Genomic DNA, 11,418 nt, shown 5'->3' on the forward strand with positions numbered 1-11,418 from the left:
GCCCAGATGGCCGAAATGCGGGCCGAGCGGCAGGCTATGGAAGCCCAACTCCAGACCGAAATCCAGGAGATCAGGGCGTTGATCCAACAGAACCAGGAGCGGATTCGACAGAACGAAGAGCGGGGAGACGAGCTGGAGGTGGCCATACAGGAGTGCCGCCGAGATATGCAGGCTGGGTTTGCCGAACTGAGGGAAGCGCAAGCCATGATGATGGAGCAATTTCGGGAGCGCGATGGCCGCCTGATCGAGGCTCAACTCAGCTTTATTCGGGAGATGCGGGAAATGCAACGGGAAGTGGCGGAGCTGCGACTGGATTTTCTCAATCACATGCGCCAATACCACCCACCTGTCGAACGTTAAATGGCTACGGCAGCACCTGGGCGGTCACCTCAGCTTGCGGTCGTAGGGGTAGCGGGGGATGGCTCTGTGGCTTCCTGGGGGATCCCCCCCCTTTCCCAAGCCAGGGTTTTGGCAGGAGCCCCTCATCTGCTCCGGCACTTTACCGATCATCCGGCCCGCAAGATCCCGCTCACCGGGCCGGTGGAAAGTTGGATCCCGCTTTTGCAGCAGGAGATGGCTCAGGGATCCCTAGTTTTGTTGGCCAGCGGGGATCCGCTTTTTTTCGGGATCGGGCGGCTGTTGACGGAGTATTTCCCAGCGGAGCGGTTGGCCTTCTATCCGCAGGTGAGCTCGGTGCAGCTGGCCCTGAACCGCCTGCAGATCCCCTGGCAGGAGGCGACCATCCTCAGCCTGCACGGGCGGGGAGTGGAGCGGTTGGAAGCCGTTCTCAAGCAGGGATCCCCTGTGATCGTGGTGCTCACCGATCCGGAGCATACACCGACCGTCTTGGCCCAGTTCATTGCCGACCTGCGGCTGCCGGTGCGTTACCAAGCCTGGGTCTGTAGTCAACTGGGATCCCCTCAAGAGCAGATCGTGCCCCTCCAGGAAGGTCAGAATTCATCCTTCTCCAACCCCAACGTGGTGGTGCTGCGACGGGTAGAACCGGAGCCAGATCCCCATCGCTGGCCTTTGGTCGGGATCCCGGACGACCAGTTCTACACCTTTCCCGACCAGCCCGGCTTGATCACCAAGCAGCCCATCCGCCTGCTCACCTTGGGATCCCTGCAGCTCCCCCAGGAGGGCGTGGTGTGGGACATCGGTGCCGGCACCGGCTCGGTGGCCATCGAAATAGCCCGTCTTTCCCCCCAACTTCAGGTGTACGCCGTTGAGCGGAATGCCGCCGGCATCTGCCTGATTCGGCGCAACCGGCAACGCTTTGGACTGGAGAACCTGCAGGTGATCCCGGGGGCAGCCCCCCAAGTGTTGGCCGACCTGCCAGATCCGGATCGGGTGGTGCTGGGCGGTGGCGGCAAAGGGATCCGCGACCTGCTGCCGGTGGTGGAAGCCCGCCTGCGGCCTGGAGGGATCTTAGTGGCCAACTTCGCTACCCTAGAAACCTGCAGTGAAGCCCTGCAATGGCTGCGTTCTCGGGGCTGGCAAGTTCGAGTAGATCACGTTCAGATCTCCCGCTCTGCCGTCCTGGCCGAGGGCACCCGCTTTGCCCCCCTGAACCCGGTTTACCTGCTGCAAGGGATCCCTTCAAATTGGAAAGCCCAGTAAGCCCCCCGTTGCTCTGCTTTCCCTTCTCCCTGTGGGGGAGGGAAAGTTATCCCTCGTCCTCCTCATCGGCGGTGAACCCCGGTCGGTACAGGTAGGCGGAGGAGGGACGGTTGGTCTTCTTGATTTGGTCTTTGATGGATTCCAGGTCGATGTAGCGATCCGCCAAGTTGATCAGTTGATCGCTGGTCATGGAACGCAGGCTAACCACCTCCACTCGCGCCCCTTGGTAGCTAACGGCATTGACCGCGTAGGCCAAGTCTCCATCGCCGCTCACCAGCACAGCCGTCTCATACCAGCGCACCAGCGACAGCATATCCACGGCAATTTCCACATCCAGGTTGGCTCTCTTGGATCCATCGGGCAACTGGGTTAGCTCTTTGGTAACCACGCGGTAGCCATTGCGGCGCATCCAGAGCAAAAACCCCTGCTGCTTTTCGTTGTTGCGATCGACGCCGGTGTAGAAAAAAGAGCGCAAAAGGGGCGACCGACCACTCAGCGTCTTCAGCAGGCGGGTGTAGTCGATCTCAATGCCCAGTTGCAGAGCGGCATAGAACAGATTGGATCCGTCGATGAATATGGCCACACGCCCACGGTTGTCCTGCAAGGGATCCGCAGGCTGAAAGCCGGGATCAGGATCAAGACGCAGCATTCGGGTTTTCTTCTCCAAGTTTTGACAAAAGGGCAGAAAAAAGAGGTGTTAAATGGGTTTAATCGCCAATACAGCTCTTTCCGGCAGCACTGACTACAGCTAATGCAGACGCCTCTCTTGTGCGATAGGGATCTTACTGCTTCCCAGAGTGATCTGCAGAATTCCCATGAAGTCGGAAAAAGCCGTAAAAGGCTGCCCCAAGCCTTGGGACACATGATTCACCCTAGCGCAGGAGAGACGATCCCCGGAGAAGATTTCCAAAATCCTAAAGAAAAAATACCTACGATAAGGAGAGGCTTTGCGGATGGAGTGCAGGGATGGGCCGGTGCCTTACCGCTTTTCGAGCCCCTTGCACAGAGGGGTGCTGCGCAGCCGCTACAAGCGGTTTTTGGCCGATGTGGAGCTGGAAAACGGGCAACAGATCATCGCCCATTGCCCCAACACGGGGCCGATGAGTGGGGTCTGTCAGGTGGGGGCACCTGTGTACCTCTCCCATCACCCGGAGCCAAAACGGAAACTGGCCTACACCTGGGAGATGATCCAGGTGGATGGGGTATGGGTGGGGATCAACACCAGCTTGCCCAATCGCCTGGTGGAATGGGGGCTGGAGCGAGGGTGGTTTCCCCAGTTGGCAGGATTTTCCCGCCGGCAACGGGAGGTGACCTGCGGCAAGAGCAAAATCGACTTTCTGCTGACAGGAGACGCTGGCTCGGCCTATCTGGAGGTGAAGAATACCACCTGGGCTGTGGGATCCCGTGCGCTGTTTCCCGATACGGTGACCACCCGCGGCCAAAAACACTTGGAAGATCTGATCCAGATCCGCCAACAGGGGCAGCGGGCTCTGCTGCTGTACTGGATCAATCGCGCCGATTGCACCGAGTTTGCCCCCGGCGAAGAACGGGATCCCCGCTATGCCCGTCTGTTTCGTGAGGCCCTGCAGGTCGGGGTAGAGATGTTGCCCTATCGGGTCGAGGTTTCGCCGACAGGGATCCGCCCCTTGGGTTTGGCCAAAATCGTTGTCTAGGCACCCCAAAAGAAGGGGCAAGCTCTCTGGAAACGGCTGGGGATCGCCTATAATTCTGTTTTCTCCAGATTCTTCCATTTTCCAGGCATTTGAGGACCATGAGCGAACCTTCCTCCCGTCCTCATCACATTGTTCTCACCTCCCATCCCTCCCCTTATGGGACGCAAGCCCAGCCGATTCGCTGGGGATCCTTGGATCCACTGCAGCGGGGGCCGGTGGTGGGTAGCCTGACCAATCTTGCCCATCGCAATGTCATCGGCACCCATGCGGGAGCCTACGCTGTTTACCGGGCATTGGCTGTAGCCAGTGGCTCTCTGCAGGCGGATCACCGCGCCGATTTAACCCATACTGCCCCGGTGGTGTCGATTGGCCCTCACCCAAGCTGGGGAGATCCAGACCGGATTGTGTCTTTGGATCCCTGGGGAGCAGTTGTGGGGGAAGTCTTTGCTCCCCTCTATGCCCAGGGCTACGATATTCGCCCTACTATTGCCATTACTCAGGCCCACATCCACATGCCAGAACTGCAGGAGGCGGTCAACAAAGGGCGGTTACGGGTGGATGGCCGGATCCTCAAAGACAATGGCAGCCTGGTGGTCACCAAAGCCGCAATCGAGCCGGTCTGGTACCTGCCGGGGATCGCCAAACGATTGCAGGTGAGCGAAAGCCTGCTGCGCCGCACCCTCTTCGAGCAAACGGGAGGCATGTTTCCAGAATTGGTGACCCGTCCAGACCTATCGGTGTTTTTGCCGCCCATCGGTGGCCAGACGGTGTACATCATCGGGCAGGTGGCTGCCATCACCGACCCGGCTTTGCCCCTGGCGGTGCGGGTTCACGACGAATGCAATGGTTCCGATGTGTTTGGCTCGGATATTTGCACCTGCCGCCCCTACCTGGTGCATGGCATTGAGGAATGCGTTAAGACGGCCCAGGCCGGTGGAGCTGGGGTGATTGTGTACCTGCGCAAAGAAGGCCGCGCCTTGGGGGAGGTGACCAAGTTTTTGGTCTACAACGCCCGCAAGCGCCAGGAAGGAGGGGATCGGGCTGATGCCTACTTCGCCCGTACCGAGTGTGTGGCAGGGGTGCAAGACATCCGGTTTCAGGAGTTGATGCCGGATGTGCTCCATTGGCTGGGCATAACCCGAATCGATCGCCTGATTTCCATGAGCGACCTCAAGTATCGAGCCATCACCAACTCCGGCATTGAGGTCGTGCAGCGGGTGCCCATCCCAGAAGAGCTGATCCCGGCGGATGCCCGTGTGGAGATCGAGGCCAAAAAAGCTGCCGGCTACTACACCGAGGGGGAGGTGCTGGATGCGGAGCGGCTGGCCCAAATCCGAGGAAGAGCCTTGGTGGAGTGAGCGGGATCCTTCATGCAAGTGGCCACCTGGAATGTCAACTCCATTCGCACCCGGCTGCCTCAGGTTTTGGCTTGGCTGGACAGCCAGGGATCCCTGGATGTGCTCTGCCTGCAGGAGACTAAGGTGGTGGATGAAGACTTTCCCCGGGCGGCCTTTCAGGAGCGGGGCTTTCATGTGGAGGTCTACGGGCAAAAGTCCTACAACGGTGTGGCTCTGATCAGCCGGGATCCCCCGGAAAAAGTAGAACGGGGGTTTGGTGCGCTGCTGCCTGCGGCGGCAGATTTGGACGAGCAAAAGCGGCTGATGAGCGCCATCTACCGCGGGATCCGTATTCTCAACCTTTATGTGCCCAACGGTTCTGAGGTGGGATCGGAAAAATATGCCTATAAATTGCGCTGGCTAGCCACGCTGAAGGATTACCTCGCCGTTGCCCTGAGCCAAGGGGATCCCATCCTGCTCTGCGGGGACTTTAACATTGCCCTGGAAGATCGGGATATTTATGATCCCCAAAAAGCGGGAGAAATCATGGCTTCCGAACCGGAGCGACAAGCCCTGCGGGAGATCTTGGCTTTGGGGTTTGAGGATGCGTTTCGCAAGTTCACCCCAGATCCCGGCCATTTTAGCTGGTGGGACTATCGCTCGGGGGGGTTTCAAAGGAATCGCGGCTGGCGCATTGATCATCATTATCTGTCTCGTGAGCTACAGGAGAAAGCCACCGCTTGCTGGATCGATGTTGAGCCACGGCGGGCCGAAAAACCCAGCGATCATGCCCCTGTCATTGTTGCCCTGGATATTTAAGCGCCTTGTTATAGTCATTTCAAGCTAGGTTGAGACACTCCCCAAACGCTCCCTGCCACTGCCTTCACCCCTTCTCTCAGAGGAAGAGGGGAGCCAGGCGGAAATGTTTCATTCCTGTTTAAATGACCATAACAGCTCATACCAACCAGCCATCCAATTAAAATGGAGCGGCCTCTTCGAGAATTTTCAGCAGGTGTTGCCGCTGTTCTGAGCTGAGGACCTGTCGCATTTCCAGAACTGCCTCAAAACGTTTGGCATTTACTTCTTGGCTTAGCTGTTGTACCCGCTGAAATTGAGCTGCCACTTCTGACTCAGGGGCATCGCCGACCAGCAACTCCCGCAATCGACCGCGGGCTGCCCTCCACTCCAAAATGCGCTCCAACAACTCTTCCTGTTTGCGGTGGCGGATCTGCTGCAATTGCCGCAACTGCTCGTCGGAGAGGTTCAGCTCCCGCAAATTGCGAGCAAAGGGGCGGCGCAAATCCATCATTCGCAGGGGGCGGGGTTGGCCCATCACCGGTTCACCCAGGGATCCCAGGTAGAGTGGCAAAATGGGGATCCAAATCCAAGCATTTCTCATGGTTCTTTGCAGGCTTTTTCTAAGAATCTGACCAAGAATCTGACCAAGGTCTCAGAAGTCTCAGCGGTGTAATGGTCAATGAAGGGGGATATTCGTGAGGCTGATGGATTTAGGATCCCTCTGGATCGCGTTCTATCCACCAAGTTTCGGTTTCTGTTCCCTCTGGGCTCAGCAAGCTTCCCCAAGTGCTCACCAAAAAACTTTCTAGGGCTTCGGTCTCCTGGGCCACCACCTGTACCTGCCAGCGCTGATAGCCAATCCAGCCCAGCAAAGCGCCCGCCAAAAGGGAGATGCCAACCCAACGCCAAGGGTGCTTGAGCCGGCCATGAAGTGGATGAGTCGCCACAACTTGAAGGATCTGCTCCTCCAGCCCAGAGGCCGCAGGGGGAGGGAGGGGGCGATATTGACGCAAAAAGTGGCGCAGCCGCTCGTCTGCTAGGGGGTTGGGGTGCTCACTCATGGGGTAATGCCCTCCTGAAGTAGGTGTTGACGGATGGTGGCACGGGCGTGAAACAGCCGGGACTTCACCGTTCCCACCGGGATCCCTAAAATCTCGGCAATCTCTTTCTGGGGCAGATCTTCTAGGTCGTGCAGAATCAGAACCATTCTGTGTTCAGGGCTGAGCTGGGCCATGCTTTGCTGTAGAGCCTGTTGGTAGTGCAAGTGCATCAGGTCGGGGCCAGGGTGAGCGATATCCGATCCGAGGACCAGGTTTTGGGTTTGGGAGTGTTGCCGGGCGCAGCGCCGTCGCTGATCTGAGGCCACATTCCAGCAGATGCGATACAGCCAAGTGGAAAACTGGGCCGAGCCGCGAAACCGAGGCAACCCTTTCCAGGCACGAATAAACACTTCCTGTACCAGGTCATCCAAAAGATCGGCTCCACACAAGGGATAGAGGATATTCCGTACCGACTGCTGGTATTTGCGGTAGAGTTGGCGAAAGCTCTGGCTGTCGCCGTTGAGGCAGCGCTGGATCAGCTCCCAATCGGATGTATCCTTTGCCGCCTGCACGAGAGGACGCTCCCTTGTTCTCAACCTTGCTTTGTCTGACTCCCAATCCCCCAAAAGGTTCAAAGGATCCCTGTCTACGATGGCCCTCCACTTCCCGCCAAGCAAGATATGGTCGTTTAGGCTAGAGTGAGACACCTGGGCTATACGAGAAAAGCCTTATGGCCCCATGCATTATTGCTCCGCAGCGCTGACGCGACGACGCGACCAATGTTTTAGGTGTGGGTGCAGTGTCCTAGTTTGAGTCGAAATGACCATACCGGCATCTTCTGATTGCCGTTTTCCCTCAAAGGATACCCGCCGGCAGGTGTAGACAAGCCAATTCCTCTTGCCTGTTCGCACTTTCTCAATCCCAATTCTGTTGAATTCTATTGGCTCGTCGACCTACAATTCCAATAACACCAAAAAGAGGGAATGAAAAGCTGATCTTCATGCCTGCCTGGCCATGGCCAAAACAACTCAGATAACCGATAAACCCGATCTGTTTGGATTCCTCTATCATCACCCGACGCTCATCCTTGCCATTCTGTTGGGGCCACCTCTCATTTGGTTACTGGTCTTTTACTTGGGGCCGCTGCTGGCGCTGCTGCTGCAAAGTTTTTATCATCTGGATCCCTTTACCGGCCTGATCCTGAGAAAGTTGACTTTGGCCACCTATCGGGAGCTGCTCACTCCTGCCAGCGTGGATATCTTTGTCCGCAGCTTGACTATGGCTTTGGCAGTGACCCTAGCTGCAATTGTGTTGGCTTTTCCTCTGGCTTATACCATGGTCAGACTGGCCTCTCCTCGCTGAAAGGACTTTTTGTACTTGTTGGTGCTCCTACCGCTTTGGTCTAGTTATTTGATTCGGGTTTATGCCTGGAAGTTGATCCTGGCCAAAGAAGGGATCCTCACCTACCTACTCGCCCATGTGGGCCTACAGGGATGGGTGGAAAAGATTTTGCAGTTGCCCGGGATCGGTGGGCCATCGCTGGCTGTATCCAACTTGGGTATTTTCTTGGTGTTTCTCTATGTTTGGCTGCCCTATATGATTCTGCCGATCCAGGCGGCTTTGGAGCGAGTGCCTGATAGCTTAATTGAGGCTTCTGCAGATTTGGGGGCTCAGGGTTGGCAAACATTCCGCCATGTTACTCTTCCCCTCGCCTTGCCAGGGATCCTGGCCGGGTCGGTCTTCACCTTTTCCTTAACGCTAGGAGATTTTGTGGTGCCTTATTCTCTGGGCAATTCCAGCTATTTCATCGGGCAGGCAGTTCTCGCCTTTCAGGGCACCTCTGGCAACATTCCCTTGGCGGCAGCCTTCACGGTTGTGCCGATGGGGATCATGACCGTCTATCTGCTAGTGGCCAAGCGGCTGGGGGCTTTTGAATCGGTGAGCTGACCCGATCAAGGATTTTTCCAACACATGAGGAGCCAACTGAGCTAGGCTGGTAAGTGTTAACGAATGTATCGGGCTGTCCCTATGGTGCTCTTTGGCTTTGGCAAACTTGGCAAGAAACTGTCCCTGCCCAAACCGGAAGAAGCCTTGCCGGGCCGGGCCGAGCCGATGGTGATCGTGAATCGGCATTTTGTCAATGGCCATCCGCTGCAGCCGCCTTTTCCCGAGGGCATGGAGCTGGCCATGTTCGGCATGGGCTGCTTCTGGGGGGCAGAGCGCAAGTTTTGGCAGGTGCCAGGGGTGTTCAGCACAGCGGTGGGCTACGCTGGCGGGTTTACCCCCAACCCCACCTATGAAGAGGTCTGTACTGGCCTGACTGGCCACAACGAGGTGGTGCGGGTGGTTTACGACCCAGCTCAGGTCAGCTATGCCCAACTGCTGAAGGTGTTTTGGGAAAATCACGACCCTACCCAGGGGATGCGCCAAGGCAATGATGTGGGCACCCAATACCGCTCCGGCATCTATGTGTATTCTCCGGCGCAGCGGGAGCTGGCGGAAAAAACCCGCGATCTCTATCAGCAGGCCCTGACCGCCCACGGCTACGGCCAGATCACCACCGAGATCTTAGACGCGCCTGAGTTTTACTACGCCGAAGACTACCACCAGCAATATCTGGCCAAGAATCCGCGCGGCTACTGCGGCCTGGGGGGCACTAAGGTTTGTCTGCCAGAGATCCTCACCGAGCCCGTCTGATCCACACCCTGACGGATCAAAAGATCCGGCGGGAATGGGATCCCCGCTCAAGGAACTCCCTAGCCACTAGGGTTACCACCGCCAGCAAGGAGAGCACCACCGCCGCCGCATAGGCTGAGCCGGTGGCATAACTGCGGTAGGCATCTTCCACGAACAGGGGCAAGGTCTGGGTACGCCCGATGATGTTGCCGGAAACCACAGCCACAGCGCCGAACTCCCCCATGGCGCGGGCATTGGTCAAGATGACGCCGTACAAAAGGCCCCAGCGGATGTTGGGCAGGGTGATTCTCCAGAAGATCTGCCAGGGGGTCGCCCCCAGCGTTTTGGCGGCTTCTTCCTGGTCGGTGCCTGCCTCCTCCAACACCGGCAACACTTCCCGCGCCACAAAAGGAAGGGTGATGAAAGCCGTTGCCAACACAATGCCCGGAAATGCAAAGATAACCCGCAAGTTCCAGGATCCCAGCCAACCCTGACGCCCGAAGATGAGCACCAGCATTAGGCCGGCCACCACCGGGGAAATGGAAAAGGGCAGATCGATCAGGCTCAGGAGCAGGGCCCGCCCCGGAAAACGCCGGTGGGCAATGGCCAAGGCGGCACAGAGGCCGAAAAAGGTATTGAGGGGCACAACGACCAGGGCGGTTAGCACCGTCAACCGCAGGGCACTGAGCAACTCCCGCTCTGTCAGGCGATGGAGAAAGGCTGGGATCCCTTCTCGAAACGCCTGATAGAAGATGTTCACCACCGGGATCCCGAGCAGCAGCGCGATGTAAAGCCCGACGATCCCGATCAACAGGCCCGACAGCCATGTTGAGGGCTTCGGTTTGACACCTGCTACCTCGTCAGGTTTCATGGCGACTTCCCCAGGCTTGCAGAAGGTTAATTACCACCAGCGACAGGAAAGAGATCCCCAACATCACCGTTCCGATCACCGTTGCCCCAGCATAGTCGTGTTGTTCCAGCCGCTGAATCACCAGCACCGCCGCAATCAAGTCCCGAAAGGGAATGCTGGAAGCGATGATCACCACAGAGCCGTATTCCCCCACGGCGCGGGAAAACCCCAGGGCCACCCCGGTGAGCACTGCCGGCAGAATCTGGGGCAGCACCACGCGCCGGAAGGTCTGAAAGCGGGAAGCCCCCAAACTCCAGGCTGCCTCTTCCACATCTTTCTCCAGCTCCTGCAACACCGGCTGCACCGTCCGCACCACAAAGGGAAAAGAAATAAACAGCATCGCCACCCCCACCCCCAAGCGGGTAAAGGAGATGCGGATCCCCAAGGGGGCCAAAAGGGATCCCACCCAGCCGTTGCTGCTGTAAACCGTCGCCAAGGTGAGGCCGGCCACGGCGGTGGGCAAAGCAAAGGGCAGATCGATCAACCCCTCGAGGAGCTTTTTGCCGGGGAAGGCGTAGCGCACCAACACCCAAGCGGTCAAAGTGCCCATCACGCCGTTGATCAGAGCCGCCAGCAACGCGGTTACAAAAGTAACTTCATAGGCGGAGAGGGCCACGGGATCCGTCGCGATCCGCCAAAACTCCGCCCAGCCCACGCTGCTGGACTTGGCAATCAAGGCAGCCAGCGGCAGAACCAACATCAAGAAGAGATAGCCCAGGGTCAGCCGCCACGGCCAAGACAGTTGAGACAAAGCTTGCAGCAACGTTTCTCAAGCTCCCACCGGCATTGCGGTCATCTCGGTTTTTTTGACGGGAAAGGCTTTCACCACCTTGGGGCGCACATAGACCTGCTGCCCCACCTGCAGGGGTTGGTTGGCATATTGCTCGCGGCTGAGATGGGCCCACAGGGATCCGCCATCGCTAAGAATCAGCTCCGCCTGAATCTCCCGACCCAGGTGGATGATCTCCTTAACGCGGGCAGAAACACCACTGCTGCCGGGGTTGACCTCAATCTGCACATCGTGGGGGCGCAAAAAAAGCTGATGCGGGCCGGCCTGCACCTCGGGAAGCTGGCAAAAGAGTTGGGAGCGGGGAGAAAGCTCGTTGACCGGGCCGACAAAGCTCATCACAAAGGGTGTAGCTGGATGGTCATAGATTTCTGCCGGGGATCCCACCTGTTCGATCCGCCCCTGGTTCATCACCACGATCTGATCCGCCACCTCCATGGCTTCCTCTTGATCATGGGTTACAAATACCGTTGTCACATGCACCTCATCGTGCAGGCGCCGCAACCACTTGCGCAGCTCTTTGCGGACTTTGGCATCCAGGGCCCCAAAGGGCTCATCCAACAGCAACACCTGCGGC

Annotated in this window: 14 protein-coding genes and 1 pseudogene; 8 read left to right on the plus strand and 7 right to left on the minus strand. The window is 57.9% G+C overall.

Translation table 11 applies throughout. The annotated features are described in order from the left end of the window. Together NW818_RS08910 and cbiE are read left to right on the plus strand one after the other, a co-directional pair. A pseudogene (locus tag NW818_RS08910) lies at positions 1 to 360 on the plus strand (hypothetical protein); the annotation flags it as partial. Further along, positions 361 to 1,620 (plus strand): precorrin-6y C5,15-methyltransferase (decarboxylating) subunit CbiE, encoded by a 1,260-nt coding sequence (cbiE, locus tag NW818_RS08915; RefSeq protein WP_414424347.1) that lies wholly within the window; start codon positions 361 to 363, stop codon positions 1,618 to 1,620. It abuts the pseudogene before it with no gap. A 46-nt stretch (positions 1,621 to 1,666) separates the two neighbouring features. On the opposite strand, the gene NW818_RS08920 is transcribed toward cbiE, so the two are convergent. Beyond that, a complete protein-coding gene (locus NW818_RS08920) occupies positions 1,667 to 2,269 on the minus strand; it encodes an NYN domain-containing protein (RefSeq protein ID WP_414332504.1) in 603 nt (200 codons plus the stop codon). 304 nt (positions 2,270 to 2,573) lie between these two features. On the opposite strand from NW818_RS08920, the gene sfsA reads away from it, so the two are divergent. The 3 genes from sfsA (at position 2,574) to xth (ending at position 5,449) form a co-directional block, all read left to right on the plus strand. Continuing rightward, on the plus strand, positions 2,574 to 3,293 hold the full coding sequence (gene sfsA, locus NW818_RS08925) for a DNA/RNA nuclease SfsA (RefSeq protein ID WP_414424348.1): 720 nt from the start codon (positions 2,574 to 2,576) through the stop codon (positions 3,291 to 3,293). Between the two features lie 98 nt (positions 3,294 to 3,391). After that, the gene (locus tag NW818_RS08930; RefSeq protein WP_414424349.1) at positions 3,392 to 4,651 is read left to right on the plus strand and encodes a GTP cyclohydrolase II; all 1,260 of its coding nucleotides are present in this window, start codon (positions 3,392 to 3,394) and stop codon (positions 4,649 to 4,651) included. Between the two features lie 12 nt (positions 4,652 to 4,663). After that, positions 4,664 to 5,449 (plus strand): exodeoxyribonuclease III, encoded by a 786-nt coding sequence (gene xth, locus NW818_RS08935; RefSeq protein WP_414330217.1) that lies wholly within the window; start codon positions 4,664 to 4,666, stop codon positions 5,447 to 5,449. Positions 5,450 to 5,606: 157 nt separating this feature from the next. Here xth and NW818_RS08940 read toward each other — a convergent pair whose 3' ends face one another. The 3 genes from NW818_RS08940 to NW818_RS08950 all read right to left on the minus strand — a co-directional run bounded on the left by NW818_RS08940 (position 5,607) and on the right by NW818_RS08950 (position 7,007). Beyond that, positions 5,607 to 6,029 (minus strand): Spy/CpxP family protein refolding chaperone, encoded by a 423-nt coding sequence (locus NW818_RS08940; RefSeq protein WP_414398914.1) that lies wholly within the window; start codon positions 6,027 to 6,029, stop codon positions 5,607 to 5,609. A gap of 109 nt (positions 6,030 to 6,138) precedes the next feature. Next, positions 6,139 to 6,489 carry a hypothetical protein gene (locus NW818_RS08945; protein WP_414343942.1) on the minus strand — a complete coding sequence of 117 codons (351 nt, stop codon included), beginning with the start codon at positions 6,487 to 6,489 and terminating at the stop codon, positions 6,139 to 6,141. Next, a complete protein-coding gene (locus tag NW818_RS08950) occupies positions 6,486 to 7,007 on the minus strand; it encodes a sigma-70 family RNA polymerase sigma factor (protein ID WP_414424354.1) in 522 nt (173 codons plus the stop codon). The genes NW818_RS08945 and NW818_RS08950 overlap by 4 nt, the downstream gene beginning before the upstream one ends. Positions 7,008 to 7,482: 475 nt before the next feature. Between NW818_RS08950 and NW818_RS08955 the strand changes: the two genes are divergently transcribed. The 3 genes from NW818_RS08955 (at position 7,483) to msrA (ending at position 9,165) form a co-directional block, all read left to right on the plus strand. Next, positions 7,483 to 7,830 carry a hypothetical protein gene (locus NW818_RS08955; RefSeq protein WP_414424350.1) on the plus strand — a complete coding sequence of 116 codons (348 nt, stop codon included), beginning with the start codon at positions 7,483 to 7,485 and terminating at the stop codon, positions 7,828 to 7,830. A 9-nt stretch (positions 7,831 to 7,839) separates the two neighbouring features. Next, on the plus strand, positions 7,840 to 8,415 hold the full coding sequence (locus NW818_RS08960; RefSeq protein ID WP_414424351.1) for an ABC transporter permease: 576 nt from the start codon (positions 7,840 to 7,842) through the stop codon (positions 8,413 to 8,415). Positions 8,416 to 8,496: 81 nt separating this feature from the next. Further along, positions 8,497 to 9,165, plus strand: coding sequence for a peptide-methionine (S)-S-oxide reductase MsrA (gene msrA, locus NW818_RS08965; RefSeq protein WP_414330118.1), 669 nt, complete (start codon positions 8,497 to 8,499; stop codon positions 9,163 to 9,165). A gap of 16 nt (positions 9,166 to 9,181) precedes the next feature. Here msrA and cysW read toward each other — a convergent pair whose 3' ends face one another. From cysW to NW818_RS08980, 3 genes are all read right to left on the minus strand, one after another. Beyond that, complete coding sequence (cysW, locus tag NW818_RS08970) at positions 9,182 to 10,015, minus strand: sulfate ABC transporter permease subunit CysW (protein WP_414350068.1); 834 nt, start codon at positions 10,013 to 10,015, stop codon at positions 9,182 to 9,184. After that, positions 10,005 to 10,817, minus strand: coding sequence for a sulfate ABC transporter permease subunit CysT (gene cysT, locus NW818_RS08975; protein ID WP_414424352.1), 813 nt, complete (start codon positions 10,815 to 10,817; stop codon positions 10,005 to 10,007). The genes cysW and cysT overlap by 11 nt, the downstream gene beginning before the upstream one ends. A 6-nt stretch (positions 10,818 to 10,823) precedes the next feature. Beyond that, positions 10,824 to 11,418: sulfate/molybdate ABC transporter ATP-binding protein (locus NW818_RS08980; RefSeq protein ID WP_414424353.1), on the minus strand; the 595-nt coding region annotated here is incomplete at its 5' end.

The organism is Synechococcus sp. R6-5, from assembly GCF_047461775.1.
Classification (GTDB): Bacteria; Cyanobacteriota; Cyanobacteriia; order Thermostichales; family Thermostichaceae; genus Thermostichus.

Bases quoted from the DNA above. Each gene is read 5' to 3' on its own strand.
- cbiE (WP_414424347.1), top strand. From the start codon at position 361: ATGGCTACGGCAGCACCTGGGCGGTCACCTCAGCTTGCGGTCGTAGGG.
- NW818_RS08920 (WP_414332504.1), bottom strand. From the start codon at position 2,269: ATGCTGCGTCTTGATCCTGATCCCGGCTTTCAGCCTGCGGATCCCTTG.
- sfsA (WP_414424348.1), top strand. From the start codon at position 2,574: ATGGAGTGCAGGGATGGGCCGGTGCCTTACCGCTTTTCGAGCCCCTTG.
- NW818_RS08930 (WP_414424349.1), top strand. From the start codon at position 3,392: ATGAGCGAACCTTCCTCCCGTCCTCATCACATTGTTCTCACCTCCCAT.
- xth (WP_414330217.1), top strand. From the start codon at position 4,664: ATGCAAGTGGCCACCTGGAATGTCAACTCCATTCGCACCCGGCTGCCT.
- NW818_RS08940 (WP_414398914.1), bottom strand. From the start codon at position 6,029: ATGAGAAATGCTTGGATTTGGATCCCCATTTTGCCACTCTACCTGGGA.
- NW818_RS08945 (WP_414343942.1), bottom strand. From the start codon at position 6,489: ATGAGTGAGCACCCCAACCCCCTAGCAGACGAGCGGCTGCGCCACTTT.
- NW818_RS08955 (WP_414424350.1), top strand. From the start codon at position 7,483: ATGGCCAAAACAACTCAGATAACCGATAAACCCGATCTGTTTGGATTC.
- msrA (WP_414330118.1), top strand. From the start codon at position 8,497: ATGGTGCTCTTTGGCTTTGGCAAACTTGGCAAGAAACTGTCCCTGCCC.
- cysW (WP_414350068.1), bottom strand. From the start codon at position 10,015: ATGAAACCTGACGAGGTAGCAGGTGTCAAACCGAAGCCCTCAACATGG.